The sequence below is a fragment of the Paraburkholderia atlantica genome, assembly GCF_009362785.1.
Lineage (GTDB): Bacteria > Pseudomonadota > Gammaproteobacteria > Burkholderiales > Burkholderiaceae > Paraburkholderia > Paraburkholderia atlantica.
Genome location: NZ_WHNQ01000026.1, coordinates 89,916 through 109,770 on the forward strand (window position 1 = coordinate 89,916; position 19,855 = coordinate 109,770).

Consider the following 19,855-nt stretch of genomic DNA (forward strand, 5'->3'; position numbering starts at 1 on the left):
GATTATAAACGCTTGGCGCAACAGACGGCTGCGCGGTCGCGGTCGGGCGATTGCCGAATGATAAAATCCGCGCATGAAAAAACTCGTCATCCTGATTTCCGGGCGGGGTAGCAACATGGAAGCCATCGTGCGCGCTTGCGCGAGCGAAGGCTGGCCGGCGCGGGTCGCCGCCGTGATTGCCAACCGTCCCGATGCCGCGGGGCTCGCATTCGCGGCATCGCACGGCATCGCCACGGCGGTGGTCGACCACCGCCAGTTTCCGGATCGCGACAGCTTCGACGCGGCGCTCGCCGAGCAGATCGACGCCATCGCGCCGGATCTAGTCGTGCTCGCGGGCTTCATGCGGGTGCTGACCGAGCGCTTCGTCGACCATTACGCCGGGCGCATGCTGAACGTGCATCCATCGCTGCTGCCGAGCTTTCCAGGCCTGAAGACTCACCAGCAGGCGCTCGACGCCGGCGTGCGGTTCCACGGCGCGTCGGTGCATTTTGTCACATCAAAGCTCGATCACGGGCCGATCGTCGTGCAGTCGGCCGTGCCTGTCGAGGCGGGCGATACCGCACAGACGCTCGCCGCACGCGTGCTCGCCACCGAGCACATCATTTATCCACGCGCGGTGCGCTGGTTCGTCGAAGGGCGTCTCGCTCTGGACGGCTCGCGCGTCACGCTTACGCCGTCGGAGCCGCAATGGCTCTTTGCCGGTCACACCGCCGGAGAGGGCGCATGAGATTGCATGGTTTCCTGATTGGACAAACTGAAACGCTGCTGGCCGAAGTGCTGCGGCTAAACGGCCCCGCCGACGCCACCACGAGCCGCTTCTTCCGCGCGCATCCGAAGCTCGGCCACGCCGAGCGCGGCGTGATCGCCGAGGCGGTGTTCGCGGTGCTGCGCCGCCGGATGGAGTTCGCGCATCTGGCCGAAAGCGGCACCGGCAGCCCGGCGCGCCGCATGGCGCTGCTGGGCCTGATGCAGACGGTCGGACGTTCGGCGCTCAAGCCGTTCGTCAGCGAGGCCGAGGCGACGTGGCTCGAACACGTGTCGAAGATCGACCCGGAAAGCCTGCCGCTGCGGATTCGCCTGAATCTGCCCGACTGGATCTGCCAGGCTTTGAGCACGCGTTTCGAGGGTGCCGAACTCGCGCAGCTGGCCGCTGCGCTGAACTACCCGGCGCCGCTCGATCTGCGCGCGAACCCGATCAAGGCGAGCCGCGACGACGTGCTGGGCGCGCTGGCGAAGGCCGGCATCGAGGCGGGCGCGACGCCGTTCGCGCCGCTCGGCGTGCGCGTGGTCGGCAAGCCGGCATTGACGAAGCTCGACGCGTTCCAGCAGGGCTGGCTCGAAGTGCAGGACGAGGGCAGCCAGCTGCTCTGCTCGCTGGTCGCGCCGCGGCGCGGCGAGATGATCGTCGATTTTTGCGCCGGCGCGGGTGGCAAGACGCTGGCGCTCGGCGCGGCGATGCGCTCGACCGGCCGGCTCTACGCGTTCGACATCTCCGAGCGGCGTCTCGCCAAGCTGAAGCCGCGGCTCGCGAGGAGCGGCCTGTCGAACGTGAACCCGGTGTTGATCGACAGCGAACACGACGCGAAGATCAAGCGTCTGGCTGGCAAGATCGACCGCGTGCTCGTCGATGCGCCATGCAGCGGCCTCGGCACGCTGCGCCGCAATCCGGACCTGAAGTGGCGCCAGTCGCCGGAGTCGATCGCCGAGCTGGTGCCGAAGCAGGCGTCGATTCTCGCGAGCGCGGCGCGGCTCGTGAAGAAGGGCGGGCGGCTCGTCTATGCGACGTGCTCGATTCTCGAAGCGGAAAACGAGGCGGTCGTGCAGCAGTTCCTCGCCGAGCACACTGATTTCGCGCTGGTGCCCGCGCGCGACGTGCTCGCCGAGCAGCGCATCGAGCTGGAGATGGGCGACTACCTGTCGCTGTGGCCGCACCGCCACGCGACCGACGGCTTCTTCGCCGCCGTGCTCGAGCGCCAGAGCTAGGCAAGCGGCTGCAGGCCGGCGCGCGCGGATTGGCCGATGAATCCGCACGTGCCGGCGATTTCGGCGACATCCATGCACACGACTGTTCCCCACATGTTCAGCGACATCGCCCGCGACTTCGGTCAGCCCGTGATGCTGTGGCAGGTCGCGATCCTGCTCGGGACGCTGCTGGTAGCGTGGCTGCTCGCGCGGACGCTGCGCCGCCGGATCAAGCGGTCGCAATCGCCGCGCTACGAGAGCCTGCGCTTCGGCATGGAGAGTCTCGACCGGGCGGCTTTTCCGCTGATCGGCGCGGCGCTCGTGTGGCTCGCGCGGGCGATCGCCGGCCAGTTCATGGACACCGCGTTGCTCGATCTGGCGCTGGTGCCGCTCGTCGGGATCGGGCTGATCTACATCGTGTTCTTCTTCGCGCGGCGGGTGTTCAACCGCGAAGGGGGCGAGCATCCGTGGCTGTTTCTGGTCGAGAAAGTCGTGTCGGTGGTCGTTTGGGTCGGCATGGTGCTCACGCTGTTGGGCATTCAGAACGCCGTGATCGCATGGATGGACAGCGTGCGCTTTCGCATCGGCAATGCGCATATGACGCTGCTGTCGCTGATCACGGGGCTGTTGTGGGTCGCCGTCACGATGATCGTCGCGATGTGGCTCGGCTCGTCGTTCGAAGATCGCCTGATGCGCTCGAAGACGCTCGACGCGAATCTGAAGGTGGTGGTCGCGCGCGTCGGCCGCGCGTCCTTCGTGCTCGCGGCGATCCTGATCAGCCTGTCGATCGTCGGCATCGACATCACGGTGCTCGGCGTGTTCGGCGGCGCGCTCGGTGTCGGGCTCGGCTTCGGTATGCAGAAGATCGCGAGCAACTACGTGTCGGGCTTCATCATCCTGCTCGACCGCTCGTTGCGGATCGGCGACGCGATCAACCTGGGCGGCCTGCAGGGCCGCGTCACGCAGATCCGCACGCGCTATACCGTCGTGCGCGGACTCGACGGTATCGAAACGCTGATTCCGAACGAGAAGCTGATCACCGACGTCGTACAGAACCAGTCGTCGTTTCTGACTCGTGGCCACGCGCGGGTGCCGGTGCAGATCGCCTACACATCCGACGTCGAAGAGGCGATGAAGCTGCTCGCGCTGGCCGCCGCCGACGTGCCGCGGGTGTTGAGCGAACCGGCGCCGACGCCATTTCTGGTCGGGTTCGGCCCGGACGGCGTCAATCTCGAGTTGGGATTCTGGATCGAAGACGCGGCGAGCGGCACACGTGGCGTGCTCTCTGCAGTCAATCGCAACATCTGGCGTCTCTTTGCCGAGCACGGCATCAGGATTCCGCTTGCGCAACGCGAGGTGCGCATCGTCGGTCAGGCAGGCGGCGCAATGCCGCACCCGGCAGCCATGACCGACCCAGCGCCCGACGCCGCGACCGATTCAGCGCTCAGGCCCGCCGACGGGGCTACCAACGACGGTCGTTAGGCCCAGTTTTTGGCCGTCGCAAGTGATACGCCAGTGCCCAGGCAATCGCTATCAGCTTGATAGCGCACAAAAAATCCCTATTTGTTACAAACACTTGGAACGCTTCCAGTAGAATATCGTCCTATCCCGCTGTATGCTTTCACTTTCATGACACACGCGCCGCGTGTGCTTCGTATCTCTCGTTCTGCAGGTAACTTACCTTGTTGAATTCTTTGCTCGATTTTCTTGCCCACGGACTGCTGAATTTCTCGTGGTGGCAACTCGTCGTGTACACGCTGATCGTGACGCACGTCACGATTATCGGCGTGACCGTGTATCTCCATCGCTGCCAGGCGCATCGTGCGCTAGATCTGCACCCGATCGCCAGCCATTTCTTCCGTTTCTGGCTGTGGATGACCACCGGCATGTTGACCGGCCAGTGGGCCGCGATTCACCGTAAGCATCACGCGAAGTGCGAAACCGAAGAGGATCCGCACAGCCCGCAGACGCGCGGCATCTGGAAGGTGTTGCTCGAAGGCGCCGAACTCTATCGCACCGAAGCGAAAAACGAAGAAACGATGCGCAAGTTCAGTCACGGTACGCCGAATGACTGGATCGAGCGCAACGTCTACACGAAATACCCGATTCTCGGCGTGAGCCTGATGATGGTGATCAACGTCGCGCTGTTCGGCGTCGTCGGCCTGACCATCTGGGCCGTGCAGATGGTGTGGATTCCTTTCTGGGCCGCGGGCGTTGTCAACGGGCTCGCGCACTTCTGGGGTTATCGCAACTTCAATTCGTCGGATGCGAGCACCAACATTTTCCCGTGGGGCATCATCATCGGTGGCGAGGAACTGCATAACAATCACCACACGTACGCGACGTCGGCGAAGCTGTCGAACAAGTGGTACGAGTTCGACATCGGCTGGATGTACATCCGAATCATGCAGGCGTTTCGTCTGGCCAAGGTGAAGAAAATCGCGCCGACGCCGCGCCTGACCACCGGCAAGCTCGTGCTCGATCAGGACACGTTGCAGGCCGTCCTCGCGAACCGCTACGAAGTGATGGAGCGTTACGCGAAGGCGATCAAGCGCGCGTACCGTCAGGAGCTGGCACATCTGAAGGAAGTCGGCGCGCGCGAGAAGTATCAGGTGATGCGCGGCGCGCGTAGCTGGTTCCACAAGGAAGAGGCCGGCCTCAATGAGCCGCAGAGACTTCAACTGCCGCAGATTTTTGCGAGCAGCCAGAAGCTGAAGACCTACATCGACATGCGCAATGAACTGGCGGCGATGTGGGAGCGCTCCAATGCGTCGCGCGAGCAATTGCTGGCGCAATTGCAGGACTGGTGTCATCGCGCCGAGCAGAGCGGTATCAAGGCGCTGCAAGACTTCGCGATGCGACTGCGTCGCTATGCCTGAAATCCATTAAAATTTCAGGACGTCACAAGACCCCGCGTTGGCGGGGTTTTGCATTTTTGGGCCGTGGAAATGCATTGCGTGGGTAGCGCAGGTGGCAGGCCGCGGCGGCCAGGTGAGGGCAGAGAAGATGATGGAGCAGCAGGCGATCAGGACCGTCGAATTCGATCGGCCTCAGGCGCAGGGCACGACCTGCGGGATCGGGCAGGCGTGGGCGAAGGTGCCCGAGACGCCGTCGGCGGAACAGAAGCGGGCGCTGAAGGCGCGCATTCGCGAGTTACTCAAGCGCGAGAAAGCGGTGCTAGTCGCGCATTATTATGTCGACGCTGAATTGCAGGAGCTCGCCGACGAAACCGGCGGTTGCGTGGCCGATTCGCTGGAAATGGCGCGCTTCGGGCGCGATCACGAAGCGCAGACGCTGGTGGTCGCAGGCGTGCGCTTCATGGGTGAGACCGCAAAAATTCTCAGCCCGAACAAGCGCATTCTGATGCCGGATCTGGACGCGACCTGTTCGCTCGACCTCGGCTGTCCGGTCGACGAGTTCTCGGCGTTCTGCGACGCACACCCAGACCGCACGGTGGTCGTGTACGCGAACACGAGCGCGGCCGTGAAGGCGCGCGCGGACTGGATGGTGACGTCGTCGATCGGGTTGGAAATCGTCGCCGATCTGCATGCGCGCGGCGAGAAGATCATCTGGGCGCCGGACCGTCATCTCGGTAGCTACATTCAGAGCAAGACCGGCGCGGATATGCTGATGTGGCAGGGCTCGTGCCTCGTGCACGACGAATTCAAGGGCATCGAGCTCGATCTGCTGCGCGCCGAGTATCCGCACGCGAAGGTGCTCGTACATCCGGAGTCGCCTGCCAACGTGGTCGCGCAGGCGGACGTGGTCGGCTCGACCACGCAGTTGATCGACGCTGCGCAGAAGCTCGACGCGACGCACTTTATCGTCGCGACCGACCTCGGCATCCTGCACAAGATGCAACTCGCCGCGCCGGGCAAGACGCTGATTGCCGCGCCGACAGCCGGCAACAGCGCGACCTGCAAGAGCTGCGCGCATTGCCCGTGGATGGCGATGAACGGACTCGCGAACCTGGCCGATGTGCTCGAGCGCGGCCACAACGAGATCTTCGTCGATCGCGAGATTGGTGAGCGTGCGCGTCTGCCGATTGACCGCATGCTCGATTTCGCGGCGCGTCACAAGAAGCGTGTGCAGGCGAGCGGCGATCTCGCGCGCGACGCGCAACTGTATTCGAACGTGGGGGCAGCGTAATGACGGTGGTGCAGAAGGCGCCTGAGCAGGCAGTGGCGCGCGAAGGGGCCCACGCAGTGTCGCCGCTCTTCGCGGAGATCCACGCGCAGTACGGCTCGGCGTTCGACGCGGCGCTCGCGCGCAACGTCGCCGAGGCGCTCGCCGAAGATATCGGTAGTGGCGATCAGACCGGCCGCCTCGTGCCTGCCGATGACGTTCGCGACGCGCGCATCATCGTGCGCGAGGAAGCGGTGCTGTGCGGCGTGCCGTGGTTCGACGCGGTGATGCGTGCGGTCGATCCACGCATCGAAGTTCAATGGCGTTACCGCGAGGGCGACCGCATGAGCGCTGATGCGACGGTCTGCGATCTGCGCGGGCCGGTACGCGCGCTGCTGACCGCCGAGCGTAACGCGATGAATTTCCTGCAGCTGCTGTCGGGCGTGGCAAGCGCGACCCGCCGCTATGTCGACGCGATTGCTCACACGCGCACGCGCGTTCTCGATACGCGCAAGACACTGCCGGGTTTGCGGCTCGCGCAGAAGTACGCGGTGCGCGTCGGCGGCGGTGCCAATCAGCGGCTCGCGCTGTACGACGGCATTCTGATCAAGGAGAACCACATTGCGGCGGCCGGCGGCGTGGGGGCGGCGATGGACGCGGCGCTCGCGTTGAATGCAGGCGTGCCGATCCAGATCGAGGTCGAAACGCTCGAACAACTGGAAACCGCGCTCGCGCATCGCGCGCAGTCGATCCTGCTCGACAACTTCTCGTTTGACATGATGCGCGACGCCGTTCGCATCACGGCCGGGCGTGCGGTGCTCGAGGTGTCCGGCGGAGTCAATTTCGAGACCGTGCGGACGATCGCGGAGACGGGCGTGGACCGCGTGTCGATCGGCGCGCTGACCAAGGACGTGCGCGCGACCGACTACTCTATGCGGATCGTTTGAGCGTCGCGCGTTTTAGCGCATCGGTCGACGTTCGTGAAGACTGAACAAGGCCATTGCCGGATTTGCCGGCAATGGCCTTGTCGTTTGCGGCGCTGATTCAGCGCGTATTTCGTCGCGACATCATCAGGCATTCGGCTTGCGGACATACTTCGGCGTGAGCACCGTCGGCAGCGCCTTGGGCAATGTGGCCGGCCAGTCGCGGCTGAAATGCAGGCCGCGGCTCTCGCGCCGCGAGCGCGCGCCGTCCACGATCAGCGACGCCACATCGACCAGATTGCGCAGCTCCAGTAGATCGCGGCTCACCTTGAAGTTCGCGTAGTACTCGTGGATCTCGTCGCGCAACAGCGCGAGCCTGTGCTTCGCGCGCTCGAGCCGCTTGTCGGTGCGCACGATGCCGACGTAGTTCCACATCAGCCGGCGCAGTTCGTCCCAGTTGTGCGCGACCACCACTTCCTCGTCCGGATCGGACACGCGGCTTTCGTCCCAAGCCGGCAGCGGCGCGTGCACGGCGGTAGCGAAGCCTTCCGCTTCGATCGCCTCGGCGGCGGCGCGGCCAACTACGAGGCATTCGAGCAGCGAATTGCTGGCGAGCCGGTTCGCGCCGTGCAGGCCGGTGCAGGACGTTTCGCCGACCGCGTAAAGACCCGCGAGGTCCGTTCGCCCCGCCAGATCGGTGACGACGCCGCCGCACGTGTAATGCGCGGCCGGCACCACCGGAATCGGCTCTTTAGTGATGTCGATTCCGAACTCCAGGCAGCGGGCGAGGATCGTCGGGAAATGCTCGTGCAGGAACGCGGCCGGCTGGTGGCTGATGTCGAGGTACACGCAGTCGATGCCGCGTTTCTTGATCTCGAAGTCGATCGCCCGCGCGACGATGTCGCGCGGCGCAAGCTCCGCGCGCTCGTCATGATTGGGCATGAAGCGCGTGCCGTCAGGCAGCTTCAGAATGCCGCCTTCGCCGCGCACTGCTTCAGAAATCAGGAACGACTTCGCATACGGATGAAACAGGCACGTCGGGTGGAACTGGATGAATTCCATGTTCGACACGCGGCAGCCGGCGCGCCATGCCATCGCGATGCCGTCTCCGGTCGCGGTGTCGGGGTTGGTCGTGTACAGATAGACCTTGCCGGCGCCGCCGGTCGCGAGCACCGTATGCGGCGCTTCGATCGTAACGGTGCGGCCGCTTTGCAGATCGAGCGCGTAAAGACCATGGCAGCGACGGCCGGGCAGGCCGAGGCGTTCGGACGTAATCAGGTCGATCGCGTGATGATCTTCGAACAGCGTGATGTTCGGATGATGGCGCACCTGCTCGCTGAGCGTGGCGACGACCGCATGGCCGGTCGCGTCGGCCGCGTGAATGATCCGGCGATGGCTATGGCCGCCTTCGCGCGTCAAATGAAAGCCCAGTTCGGCGGCGTCGTCTTTTGTGAACGGTACGCCCTGTTCGATCAGCCATTCGATCGCGGCGCGCCCGTGCTCGACGATAAAGCGCGTTGCCGCCTCGTCGCATAGGCCGCCACCTGCGATCAGCGTGTCGCGCACGTGATTCTCGACGCTGTCTGCGGAATCGAGCACCGCGGCGATGCCGCCTTGCGCCCAGTCGCTCGCGCCCTCGGTCAGCGATCGCTTGGCGATCACAGCAACGCGCCGTGTCTGCGCGAGGTTGAGCGCGACGCTCAAACCAGCCAGACCGCTACCGACAATCGCCACATCGAATTCCATTGCCCACATCTCCGTCTTTCATATTGCGATGACGGCGCGCGAACCGCACGCCGCGAAAACGACAAAGGATACGCGCCGCGACGCACTAGCGAAAGCTGGCCGAACGGAATAGGGCGGTTTGCGCGCGCATTGCTGCGCTATCGCGAAGCCCGCCCAAAAACAAAAAAGCCTCGCACGGATGCGAGGCTTTTTATGTTTTTGCCTTCGTCAGGCTGGAGAGCCAAGATTACTTGATCTTGGTTTCCTTGTAGTCAACGTGCTTGCGGATGACCGGATCAAATTTCTTGATCAGCATCTTTTCCGGCATGTTGCGTTTGTTCTTCGTTGTCGTGTAGAAGTGACCCGTGCCTGCGGTCGATTCCAGCTTGATCTTGTCGCGTGCGCCTTTCGCCATGATTTACTCCTTAGGCTTCACCGCGTGCGCGCAGGTCTGCGAGCACAGCGTCGATACCGTTCTTGTCGATCAGGCGCAGGCCGGCGTTCGAAATACGCAGACGCACCCAACGGTTTTCGCTTTCCACCCAGATACGGCGGCTTTGCAGGTTCGGCAGGAACCGGCGCTTGGTCTTGTTGTTCGCGTGGGAAACGTTGTTGCCGCTCATCGGCGCTTTCCCAGTTACTTGGCATACGCGTGCCATGAGAGCACTCCTAATACGCTAATTCTGAGTTCGAACGCCGTGAAAGTTTCCCGAAAAGAGCCGCGCTGAAGGTGTGCGATGTTGCGTCGAATTTGCATCGAGGCACTTCGCTACCACAGCCGCCTGACCTTTGCGGAACGCCTTGATGGCTTCGGAACAGGGGGTTGGAAATAGGCAAACCGGAATTCTAGCAGAAAAAAAGCCGCAAAATCAAACCTTATTTGCGATGCGAGACACGGCGCTGTGCGGTGGTCCTTCCGTTTCCCCCGCTCGAGCGGGCTTGCGCGCGAGCCCCGGCCAACCGGCGCGGGCGAACGAGTATACGCTGTCTGCGCCGATCACCAGATGATCGATCAGCTGCACATCGACGAGCGCGAGCGCGTCGCGCAGTGTCTGCGTGAGGCGGCAGTCGCTGGCGCTCGGCTCGACAGCGCCGGACGGATGATTGTGCGCGACGATCAGGCTGGCCGCGTTCGCGGCGAGCGCCCGCCGCACGATTTCGCGTGGATACACGGCCATGCGCGTGAGCGAGCCTCGCGCGCTTTCCTCGCAGCGGATCAGCCGATGCCGCGCGTCGAGAAACAGCGATACGAAAACTTCCTGCGGCTGTCCGCCGATCCGAAGGCGCAGATAACTTTCGACCGCTTCGGGCGAATTCATCAACTCGCGCTTGCGCATCTTGTCGACGAGAGAGCGACGCGCCATTTCCATAATCGCGAGCAATTGCGCTTTTTTCGCCGGGCCAATGCCGCGAATGCCGTCGAAGTCCGCATAAGTCGCGTCGAGCATCGCGCGCAGTGAGCCGAAGCGATCGAGCAGCGCCCGCGCGACGCTGAACACGTCGTGACCGGGCAGGCCGGAGCCGAGCACGAGCGCGATCATTTCGGTGTCCGACAGCACGTCGGGGCCCTGGTCGATCAGTCGCTCGCGCGGCATGTCGCGCCGGAGCCATTTGCCCCGGAATAGCTGCCGCCGGCTGCGGACGGCGGAGTCGGTGGCTTCTGGAGGAGCCTTGGCCGACCGATCCGCGGCATCTTTCGCGCCGCCTTTGGCGCGTGCGCGCGCCTTCGGTCGCAGCGTTGTCGCAGGTGTTTCGTCGATTGTGCTGGCGAAATCAGCCATATATATAGAGTCCTCCGCGTATGGGTTGACGGCGCACACGCGGCGCAACGCGCCGGAGGGCCGTGCCGCCCTGGCGCGCGACGGACTCAAGCCGGCACCCGCTAGGTGGCTTACAATAGACGCTTTGCGCACGGCACCCCGACGGTTTGCCACACGCGTCGACTGCGCCCGCGGCGCACGCGTGCAGCGCGCTTCGACTGAGCGAGCATTGCATGAGCATCATCGATATTTCCGAGGTGAAACCCGGTTCACACGTCACGCTGCATTACCGGCTTTCCCTTGCCGATGGCGCCGAAGTGATCAACACGTTCAACGACAAGCCGGCCACCTTGCTGCTCGGTGCAGGCCAACTGGCGCCGCCGCTGGAAGATATTTTGCTAGGTTTGAAGGTGGGCCACCATTCGACCTTTCAGCTAGCGCCGGGTCAGGCGTTCGGCCCACGCAATCCGGATTTGATCCAGCGCGTGTCCCTCGCCACGCTGCGGGAGAACAGCATGATCGGCGAGGATTTTTCCCCGGGTGACCTGATCGAATTCAACGCGCCGGGCGGCGGGCGCTACGCCGGCGTGCTGAAGGAAGTCGGCGAAACGTCGGCGCTGTTCGATTTCAATCACCCGCTTGCCGGCCAGGCGCTGGCGTTTGAAGTGAAAATCATCGGGATTTTGTAAACATGAGCATCACGGATACGACTCTTGCCGAAGCGGAGATCCTGCTGGCCCAGCCACGCGGTTTCTGCGCCGGCGTCGACCGGGCGATCGAGATCGTCGAGCGGGCCATCAAGCTGTATGGCTCGCCGATCTACGTGCGTCACGAAATCGTCCATAACGCCTATGTGGTCGAAGACCTGCGCAAGAAGGGAGCGATCTTCATCGAGAACCTGGAGGAAGTGCCGGCGGGCAACACGGTGATCTTCAGCGCGCACGGCGTGTCAAAGGCCGTGCGTTCGGAGGCGGAGTCGCGCGGGCTGCGGGTGTACGACGCCACCTGTCCGCTCGTGACCAAGGTGCATATCGAAGTCGCGAAGATGCGCCAGGACGGTTTCGACATCGTCATGATCGGCCACAAGGGCCACCCGGAAGTCGAAGGCACGATGGGCCAGGCGGCCGAGGGCATGCATCTGGTCGAGGACATCGAGGATGTGCAGGCGCTGCAGCTCGCCGATCCCGAGCGGATCGCGTTCGTCACCCAAACCACGCTGTCGGTCGACGACGCCGCCGAAATCATCGGCGCGCTGAAGGCCAAGTATCCGTCCATCCGTGAGCCGAAGAAGCAGGACATCTGCTACGCCACGCAGAATCGCCAGGACGCCGTGAAGTTCATGGCGCCGCAGTGCGACGTGGTGATTGTCGTCGGCAGCCCGAATAGCTCGAATTCGAACCGCTTGCGCGAGCTTGCCGAGAAGCTCGGCGTGCCGGCCTACATGGTCGATTCGCCTGATCAGATCGATCCGGTCTGGGTCGAGGGCAAGCGCCGCATCGGCGTGACCGCCGGTGCGTCCGCGCCGGAGGTGCTGGCGCAGGCAGTGATCGCGCGTCTGCGCGAACTGGGCGTGCGCAACGTGCGCGCGCTTGAAGGCATCGAGGAAAACATCGCGTTTCCGCTGCCGCGCGGGCTGGGTCTGCCAGCCTGACAATCAGTTCGCATCGCTGAAAGGAAAGCGCGCCCGAGGGCGCGCTTTTTTTATGGCGACGCTCTGTTGGGTCACTGAGGAATTAGGTGCCGGATCGAACGAACTCGCACGTTTCAGTGCTCTCGCGCACAAATTATTTTGGATTGTGATCGGGTCTTTTATTGATTTTCGAGCGATGCGCCCCCGTTTTAAGCTAAGCAAACGGCTTAAGACGAATTAATCATGCACTGAATTGGTGCTCTTGACGAGCGCGAGCTAAAAGAACATATCTGACGCAAGCCCCCGCCTATCCGGGATTCAAGCCGACGGGCCGCAACACTTGATGCCATCGGGTTCGGCGGCGGTGCAACTGATGCACGAAAATGGATCGCAACCGGGTTGCTCTTTTTAGCGGATTTTGCTTTCAATAGCAGGTTGCAATGCAGGAAAACCCCACCGGTTCAACAATATTGCCACCCGCATAATTGGAGTTACAATGCGCGCGTTCTCAAGGCCTTGAGGTCCTGGACAGTGGATTTTGCAAGGCGCAGGAGACCTTACTTGATGCGAGTCAAATTTGCTTACGCCGTGTCCATCGCGGCCGCGGTCGCGATGCTGACCGCGTGCGGCAAGAAACAGGATGGCGAAGCGGGGGCGGGCGCATCAGCGGCTTCGTCCGCGGCGGTCGCCGCGGCGAGCGAAGCGACTATCGTGAAGATCGGTCATGCGGCACCGTTGACGGGCGGCATCGCGCATCTGGGCAAGGACAACGAAAATGGGGCGCGCCTCGCGGTCGAGGAAATCAATGCGCAGGGTCTGACGATCGACGGTCGCAAGATCCAGCTGCAACTCGACGCGCAGGACGATGCGGCGGACCCGAAAGCGGGCACCGCCGTCGCGCAGAAACTGGTCGACGATCATGTGGTCGCGGTGATCGGGCACCTGAACTCCGGGGTCTCGATTCCGGCGTCGAAGATCTACAGCGACGCGAGCATCGTGCAGATCTCGCCGTCGTCGACGAATCCGGCCTACACGCAGCAGGGGTTCAAGACGACTTATCGGGTGGTCGCGACCGATGCGCAGCAGGGTCCGGCGCTCGCCAATTACGCGACGAAGGCGCTCGGCGCCAAACGTATCGCGGTCGTGGACGATGCGACCGCCTATGGCAAAGGTCTCGCGGACGAATTCGCGAAGACCGCCGAGGCGAGCGGCGCGAAGATCGTCGCGCGGGAGGCGACGAACGACAAGGCCACGGATTTCCGGGCCATTCTCACGAAGATCAAGAGTGTTCAGCCGGACGCGATCATGTTCGGCGGCATGGACGCGACGGGCGGGCCGTTTACGAAGCAGGCGGCGGCGCTCGGTATCAGGGCAAAAATCCTTGGCGGCGACGGTGTGTGTACCGACAAGGTAGGTGAGCTGGCGGGTACCGCCGTGCAAAACCTGGTCTGTTCGGAAGCAGGACTCGCGCTTTCGAAAATGACCAATGGAGCGGACTTCGAAAAGAAGTACGAGGACCGCTTCCACACGCCGGTGCAGATTTACGCGCCGTTCACGTATGACGCTGTGTACGTGATCGTCGATGCAATGAAGCGCGCTAATTCGATCGAGGCGCCCAAGGTGCTGGCTGCGATGCCTTCGACCGATTACAACGGGGTAATCGGCCACATCGCGTTCGACGACAAGGGTGATTTGAAAGAGGGCGCCATTACGCTTTACGACTTCAAGGACGGCAAGAAAGCAGTGCTCGACGTCGTAAAGATGTGATGACGGGAAGTTCGGCCTGACGGCACCGACACCATCCAACGGTGCCGTTTTTGCATCCGCCCAAGGGGAGCCCGCGACCGCATCACGGTCGTCAGGGCAAGCCGGCAGCGGATAACCCTTACCGGTCTTTTACATCAGTACCCGCAGTGCCGTTGAGATTCGTAGTGCATCACCGCCCACCGGCAGATGAGAAACGCGAATCCAGTCGCACGGGCTAAGGAGCAATAAATGGATATCTTCATCCAGCAGATCCTGAATGGACTGGTGCTTGGCAGTGTCTACGCCATCATCGCACTGGGCTACACGATGGTTTACGGCATTCTGGGCATCATCAACTTCGCTCACGGCGATGTGTTGATGGTGGGCGCGATGGTTGCGCTCTCCGCCATAGGTGTGCTGCAGAACCACTTCCCCGGCCTCGGCAACGTGCTGACGCTGGTCATCGCATTGCTCATCGCGGCGGCAGTCTGCGCGGTGGTCGGCTACACGATCGAGCGCGTGGCCTACCGGCCGTTGCGCCGCGCACCGCGTCTCGCGCCGCTGATCACCGCGATCGGTGTGTCGATTCTGCTGCAGACGCTCGCGATGATGATCTGGTCGCGCAATCCGCTGCCGTTCCCGCAGCTGTTGCCCACTGACCCGATCAACGTGATCAAGGCCACCGACACGACGCCCGGCGCCGTGATCTCGATGACCGAAATCGTGATCATCTTGGTGGCGTTCATCGTGATGGGCGGCCTGCTGCTGCTCGTGCACAAGACCAAGCTCGGCCGCGCGATGCGCGCGATTGCCGAGAATCCGAACGTCGCGAGCCTGATGGGTGTGAGCCCGAACTTCGTGATTTCGGCAACCTTCATGATCGGCTCGGCGCTGGCTGCCCTCGCCGGCGTGATGATCGCGTCCGAATACGGCAACGCGCACTTCTACATGGGCTTCATCCCCGGCCTGAAGGCCTTTACCGCGGCGGTGCTCGGCGGTATCGGCAATCTCGGCGGCGCGATGGTCGGCGGCGTGCTGCTCGGCCTGATCGAGCAGCTGGGCGCCGGCTATATCGGCAACCTCACGGGCGGCGTGTTCGGTAGTAACTACCAGGACGTGTTCGCGTTCATCGTGCTGATCGTCGTGCTCGTGTTCCGTCCGTCGGGTCTGCTCGGCGAACGTGTCGCGGATCGCGCCTGATCCCGGGCCACAAGGAGTCAACAATCATGACCTCAATTCAACCGATCGAGCCGTCCACGACGCTCATTCCCGAAAAGAACCGCACCAAGACGCTGACCATCGGCATCCTGACGACGATCTTCGTGATCGCGGCGCCGATGATCATCGGTGCGGCGGGCGGCAACTACTGGGTCCGCGTGCTCGACTTCGCGATGCTGTACGTGATGCTCGCGCTCGGCCTGAACGTGGTGGTGGGCTTTGCCGGCCTGCTGGACCTGGGCTACATCGCGTTCTACGCGATCGGTGCCTACACGGCCGCGCTGCTCAGTTCGCCGCACCTGTCGACGCAATTCGAGTGGATCGCGGCGCTCGCGCCGCACGGTCTGAACGTGCCGATCTGGATCATCGTGCCGATCGCGATGGCGCTGGCCGCGATGTTCGGGATTCTGCTCGGCGCGCCGACGCTGCGACTGCGTGGCGACTACCTGGCGATCGTGACCCTCGGCTTCGGGGAAATCGTGCGGATCTTCATGAACAACCTCGACCGTCCGGTGAATATCACCAATGGTCCGAAGGGGATCACCGGGATCGCTCCGGTGCAGATCGGCGGCTTCAGCTTCGCGCAGTCGCACTCGCTGTTCGGCATGCAGTTCCCGGCGGTGTACCTGTACTACTACCTGTTCGTGCTGTGTGCGCTGTTCGTGATCTGGACGTGTACGCGTCTTCAGCATTCGCGAATCGGCCGCGCGTGGGCCGCGATCCGCGAAGATGAAATTGCCGCCAAGGCGATGGGCATCAACACCCGCAACGTGAAGCTGCTCGCGTTCGCGATGGGCGCGTCGTTCGGCGGCTTGTCGGGCGCGATGTTCGGTGCGTTCCAGGGCTTCGTGTCGCCGGAATCGTTCACGTTCTGGGAATCGGTCGTGGTGCTCGCCTGTGTGGTGCTCGGCGGCATGGGCCACATTCCTGGCGTGATCCTCGGCGCGGTGCTGCTCGCGGTGTTCCCCGAGTTCCTGCGCTCGACGATGGGTCCGCTGCAGAACATGATCTTCGGCCATGAAATCGTCGATACCGAAGTGATCCGTCAGCTGCTGTACGGTCTCGCGATGGTCGTGATCATGCTGTATCGCTCGGAAGGCCTGTGGCCCGCGCCGAAGCACGAAGACAAGATTGCGAAGCTGGCAAAGCGTAGCGGCAAGAAGCCGGTGCGCGCATAAGGTCCGGTGGAGAAAAAGACATGAGCGATAACGTAAGCAACAACGCGGCGATCCGTCTGTCGGTGAAGGGCGTCAACAAGCGCTTCGGCGGTTTGCAGGCGCTTTCCGAGGTCGGCCTGCAGATCCGCGCGGGCGAAATCTACGGTCTGATCGGCCCGAACGGCGCCGGCAAGACGACCTTCTTCAACGTGATCACGGGTCTGTACACGCCGGATTCGGGTGAGTTCAAGCTCGACGGCGAGAACTACACGCCGACCGCGGTCTATCAGGTCGCGAAGGCGGGCATCGCGCGCACGTTCCAGAACATTCGCCTGTTCGGCGGCATGACCGCGCTCGAAAACGTGATGGTCGGCCGTCATGTGCGCACCAAGCACGGTCTGCTGGGCGCGGTGTTCCAGACGCCGGCCGAACGCAAGGAAGAGCGCGAAATCAAGGAGCGCGCGCTCGAACTGCTCGACTACGTCGGCATCACGCAATACGCGGACTACACGTCGCGCAACCTGTCGTATGGCCACCAGCGTCGTCTGGAAATCGCCCGTGCGCTGGCGACCGACCCGAAGCTGCTCGCGCTCGACGAACCGGCGGCCGGTATGAACGCCACCGAGAAGGTCGAGCTGACCAAGCTGCTCGACAAGATTCGCGCGGACGGCAAGACGATTCTGCTGATCGAACACGACGTGAAGCTCGTGATGGGCCTGTGCAACCAGATGACGGTGCTCGACTACGGCAAGGTGATTGCGCAGGGTCTGCCGCAGGACGTGCAGAAGGATGCGAAGGTGATCGAAGCTTATCTGGGTGCGGGGGTCCACTGATGTCCACGACGCAAGCAATGTTGAAAATCAAGGGCCTGCAGGTCAACTACGGCGGCATCCAGGCGGTCAAGGGTGTCGACCTCGAGGTCGGGCAGGGCGAACTCGTCACGCTGATCGGCGCGAACGGCGCGGGCAAGACCACGACGATGAAGGCGATCACGGGCCTGAAGGCGTACGCGGCCGGCGACATCGAGTACATGGGCCAGTCGATCAAAGGCCTGCCCGCGCACGAACTGCTCAAGCGCGGCCTCGCGATGGTGCCGGAAGGGCGCGGCATCTTCGCGCGCATGTCGATCGTCGAGAACATGCAGATGGGAGCCTATCTGCGCAACGATGTCGACGGTATCAAGTCGGACGTCGAGCGCATGTTCGGCTTCTTTCCGCGTCTGAAGGAGCGCGCCTCGCAATACGCGGGCACGCTGTCGGGCGGCGAGCAGCAGATGCTCGCGATGGCGCGCGCAATCATCTCGCGCCCGAAACTGCTGCTGCTCGACGAACCGTCGATGGGCCTGTCGCCGATCATGGTCGAGAAGATCTTCGAAGTGGTGCGCTCGATTTCCGCCGAAGGTATGACGGTGCTGCTCGTCGAGCAGAACGCGCGTCTCGCGCTGCAGGCGGCTAATCGCGGCTACGTGATGGACTCCGGTCTGATCACGATGTCGGGAGGTCGACAGTGCCTAAGCGGGATCACTTTCCGCACCGGTGTTGCGCGGTAGGTTCGATCCAGACGCGTTCAATCTGGATATTACAAATCAGCGGACGTCTAGTGCTGACTGCCAATGGGCCCTTAAGAGCGACGTTTACGCAATACAAGCGTTTCCGGACTGTCGTTGGAGCAGTTACGGAATCGTATGGGGCAGAGCACTCTGCGTACTTGCCGGAGCTGGTCAGATACCACGACTATTCGATGATTTTGTTCGGCCGCTTGTTCTGTCGTGCGCGGGCCGGCATCGAGCGTTTCGAGCGCAACCGGATGGTGCTCTAGGATTCTTCCGGGTTCATCCTTCTGTCCGCTCGCCTTCTCGAAGTAACATCGCGCGGCGGTCTTGTCGCGATGGGCACACGCAGCAGGAGATCGACTGTTTTACCCCCTGTCGACCGCGTAGCACAGGTACTTCTTACTGTCTCTTGGTAGGCGGAAGTCTCTTCGGCGGGTTGTGCGTCTTCTACATCATGCATGATGTACGATTCGATTCGAACGATGCTATTCGCGCGCTTAACTCGACTGGACCGATCCAGCATCGACTTTCTGCGTGGCCACGTATTCACGAGTTCCGTGCTTATTGTAGGAGAAGGTTGCATAAGGACTGCTGAACGCGCTGAAGAGTCTTCCAGCAGATTGAGCAACAGCCGAGTTTGAGGAACGTTTCGTGAATAGCAGCGCGACGTTCGAAGCGAATAGCAGACGACGGAAATGATGCGGTCGGGCATGCGTACGCTCGGCAACCCGACGGACTTTCCTAGGTCCACTGCGATGCGGGTGACCACGCCGCGCGATGCAAGTGGGAATAGTGCGCCCGCGAAGAGCGCGTCGTATTTGTCGTGGTCGTAACCCCGTTCGGCATTGGCGCGGCGAGGGACGGCTCAAAGGCCGCCTGCGCCTGCCGCCGATCGGCACGATGGCCTCAATCAGCGGGACTAGTACAACATCCCTCAATTTGCTTTAGTAATTATCGGGTTGCAAGTAAGGCTGCAGGAGCGTGACGATGACCTCAGTCATTTCGTCGAGTGAGCCTGTGCCCGGCAGCGGCTCCCATCGGCCGGTGTGGCTGCGAAAGGCGGCACTATAACGATTGCGGCCGAGCTCGGTAAGGCGCGCCACAACAGTCGGTTCCTCATCATCGATGAATGATCAGCAGGTGCCGCCCGTAGGCTTGTGTGACGATCTGCTCATGACCGAGCAAGCTGCGCAGTTGACGCTGAAGTTCGGCCGCGTAATGTTTAGTGGGGATGGCTGGCATGTCTGTCTCTCGATTACGATGCGCCAGTTTGCAGCGGATAGCCCTGGAAAGTCCATTTGAAGGGGCGTGCTGCCTGATTATTCTCGCGGATAAACTGCTCGGTACGCTCGCGCAGCTGCGCGGTGCCGGTATGGCTGGTGCGTATTTCGGACGAACGTGACCGGCCGTTTCGGGATCGTGACCGGCGATTTCGGCAACGTGACCGGGCATTTCGGGAACGTGACCGAGCGGACCGGGAACCAGGATTGGCGTTGCGCATGACATCAACCACGCGGGCTATGCTCGCCGGCTTTGGCCGGAGAGAGCATGCCCGCGCACAGGATGAACATGCGCATGATCAAGGACGTTTTACGACTTAAATTCGACGGCGGCTTCTCGCACGATCGGATCGCCTCGTCACTGGGCATATCCAAGGGCGTGGTCACGAAGTACGTCGGACTGGCTGGCGCTGCCGGGCTGGACTGGGCGAGCGCGTGCGATATGGATGAAGGCGACCTCGAGCGGCGGCTTCTCGGCAAGCCCACGGGGCCAGCAGGCTACGCCCAGCCCGACTACGGACGCATCCACCAGGAGCTGCGTCGCAAGGGCATGACGCTGACGTTGCTGTGGGAGGAGTACCAGGCCGAATTCGCGGACCGGCAGACCTACCGCTATACGCAGTTCTGCGAGCACTACAAGGCGTTCACGAAACGCCTGAAGCGCTCGATGCGTCAGATTCACCGCGCCGGCGAGAAGCTGTTTGTCGACTTCGCCGGCCCCACGCTGCCGCTGACGACTGGACGCCGCGCGCACATCTTCGTGGCGGCCATGGGCGC

Annotated in this window: 18 protein-coding genes and 1 pseudogene; 14 read left to right on the forward strand and 5 right to left on the reverse strand. The window is 62.8% G+C overall.

Annotation, left to right across the window (positions count from 1 at the left end):
• The first annotated feature begins 73 nt into the window (after nucleotides 1-73).
• The 6 genes from purN (at nucleotide 74) to nadC (ending at nucleotide 7,034) form a co-directional block, all read left to right on the forward strand.
• A complete protein-coding gene (gene purN / locus GCT19_RS29520) occupies nucleotides 74-727 on the forward strand; it encodes a phosphoribosylglycinamide formyltransferase (RefSeq protein WP_018437862.1) in 654 nt (217 codons plus the stop codon).
• Nucleotides 724-1,983 carry an RsmB/NOP family class I SAM-dependent RNA methyltransferase gene (locus GCT19_RS29525; protein ID WP_152853899.1) on the forward strand — a complete coding sequence of 420 codons (1,260 nt, stop codon included), beginning with the start codon at nucleotides 724-726 and terminating at the stop codon, nucleotides 1,981-1,983. The genes purN and GCT19_RS29525 overlap by 4 nt, the downstream gene beginning before the upstream one ends.
• 72 nt (nucleotides 1,984-2,055) lie before the next feature.
• Nucleotides 2,056-3,444 (forward strand): mechanosensitive ion channel family protein, encoded by a 1,389-nt coding sequence (locus tag GCT19_RS29530; protein ID WP_227749348.1) that lies wholly within the window; start codon nucleotides 2,056-2,058, stop codon nucleotides 3,442-3,444.
• Nucleotides 3,445-3,644: 200 nt separating this feature from the next.
• Nucleotides 3,645-4,841, forward strand: coding sequence for a DesA family fatty acid desaturase (locus GCT19_RS29535; RefSeq protein WP_152853900.1), 1,197 nt, complete (start codon nucleotides 3,645-3,647; stop codon nucleotides 4,839-4,841).
• Between the two features lie 130 nt (nucleotides 4,842-4,971).
• On the forward strand, nucleotides 4,972-6,111 hold the full coding sequence (gene nadA, locus GCT19_RS29540) for a quinolinate synthase NadA (RefSeq protein ID WP_193727464.1): 1,140 nt from the start codon (nucleotides 4,972-4,974) through the stop codon (nucleotides 6,109-6,111).
• A complete protein-coding gene (nadC, locus tag GCT19_RS29545) occupies nucleotides 6,111-7,034 on the forward strand; it encodes a carboxylating nicotinate-nucleotide diphosphorylase (protein WP_152853901.1) in 924 nt (307 codons plus the stop codon). Before nadA ends, nadC begins: the two co-directional genes overlap by 1 nt.
• A gap of 123 nt (nucleotides 7,035-7,157) precedes the next feature.
• Here nadC and nadB read toward each other — a convergent pair whose 3' ends face one another.
• The 4 genes from nadB to radC form a co-directional block, all read right to left on the reverse strand.
• A complete protein-coding gene (gene nadB, locus GCT19_RS29550; protein ID WP_152853902.1) occupies nucleotides 7,158-8,756 on the reverse strand; it encodes an L-aspartate oxidase in 1,599 nt (532 codons plus the stop codon).
• Between the two features lie 226 nt (nucleotides 8,757-8,982).
• Nucleotides 8,983-9,150, reverse strand: a complete 168-nt coding sequence (rpmG, locus tag GCT19_RS29555) for a 50S ribosomal protein L33 (RefSeq protein WP_008919555.1) — start codon at nucleotides 9,148-9,150, stop codon at nucleotides 8,983-8,985.
• Between the two features lie 10 nt (nucleotides 9,151-9,160).
• The gene (rpmB, locus tag GCT19_RS29560; protein ID WP_006050117.1) at nucleotides 9,161-9,394 is read right to left on the reverse strand and encodes a 50S ribosomal protein L28; all 234 of its coding nucleotides are present in this window, start codon (nucleotides 9,392-9,394) and stop codon (nucleotides 9,161-9,163) included.
• A gap of 210 nt (nucleotides 9,395-9,604) precedes the next feature.
• On the reverse strand, nucleotides 9,605-10,516 hold the full coding sequence (gene radC / locus GCT19_RS29565) for a RadC family protein (RefSeq protein WP_152853903.1): 912 nt from the start codon (nucleotides 10,514-10,516) through the stop codon (nucleotides 9,605-9,607).
• A gap of 212 nt (nucleotides 10,517-10,728) precedes the next feature.
• On the opposite strand from radC, the gene GCT19_RS29570 reads away from it, so the two are divergent.
• The 7 genes from GCT19_RS29570 (at nucleotide 10,729) to GCT19_RS29600 (ending at nucleotide 17,795) form a co-directional block, all read left to right on the forward strand.
• Nucleotides 10,729-11,184: an FKBP-type peptidyl-prolyl cis-trans isomerase gene (locus GCT19_RS29570; protein WP_018437872.1), complete on the forward strand. Its 456-nt coding sequence runs from the start codon at nucleotides 10,729-10,731 to the stop codon at nucleotides 11,182-11,184.
• Nucleotides 11,185-11,186: 2 nt separating this feature from the next.
• On the forward strand, nucleotides 11,187-12,146 hold the full coding sequence (ispH, locus tag GCT19_RS29575; protein WP_018437873.1) for a 4-hydroxy-3-methylbut-2-enyl diphosphate reductase: 960 nt from the start codon (nucleotides 11,187-11,189) through the stop codon (nucleotides 12,144-12,146).
• A 543-nt stretch (nucleotides 12,147-12,689) separates the two neighbouring features.
• Nucleotides 12,690-13,892 (forward strand): branched-chain amino acid ABC transporter substrate-binding protein, encoded by a 1,203-nt coding sequence (locus GCT19_RS29580; protein ID WP_018437874.1) that lies wholly within the window; start codon nucleotides 12,690-12,692, stop codon nucleotides 13,890-13,892.
• Nucleotides 13,893-14,120: 228 nt separating this feature from the next.
• The gene (locus tag GCT19_RS29585) at nucleotides 14,121-15,071 is read left to right on the forward strand and encodes a branched-chain amino acid ABC transporter permease (protein ID WP_152853904.1); all 951 of its coding nucleotides are present in this window, start codon (nucleotides 14,121-14,123) and stop codon (nucleotides 15,069-15,071) included.
• Between the two features lie 26 nt (nucleotides 15,072-15,097).
• A complete protein-coding gene (locus tag GCT19_RS29590; RefSeq protein ID WP_013094583.1) occupies nucleotides 15,098-16,267 on the forward strand; it encodes an ABC transporter permease subunit in 1,170 nt (389 codons plus the stop codon).
• A gap of 20 nt (nucleotides 16,268-16,287) precedes the next feature.
• Nucleotides 16,288-17,079, forward strand: coding sequence for an ABC transporter ATP-binding protein (locus GCT19_RS29595; RefSeq protein WP_152853905.1), 792 nt, complete (start codon nucleotides 16,288-16,290; stop codon nucleotides 17,077-17,079).
• Between the two features lie 17 nt (nucleotides 17,080-17,096).
• Nucleotides 17,097-17,795, forward strand: a complete 699-nt coding sequence (locus tag GCT19_RS29600; RefSeq protein ID WP_152853906.1) for an ABC transporter ATP-binding protein — start codon at nucleotides 17,097-17,099, stop codon at nucleotides 17,793-17,795.
• Between the two features lie 1,122 nt (nucleotides 17,796-18,917).
• Here the strand turns inward: GCT19_RS29600 and GCT19_RS44450 are convergent.
• Nucleotides 18,918-19,040, reverse strand: a complete 123-nt coding sequence (locus tag GCT19_RS44450) for a hypothetical protein (protein WP_260186047.1) — start codon at nucleotides 19,038-19,040, stop codon at nucleotides 18,918-18,920.
• A gap of 306 nt (nucleotides 19,041-19,346) precedes the next feature.
• On the opposite strand from GCT19_RS44450, the pseudogene GCT19_RS29615 reads away from it, so the two are divergent.
• Nucleotides 19,347-19,855, forward strand: a pseudogene (locus tag GCT19_RS29615) (IS21 family transposase); the annotation flags it as partial.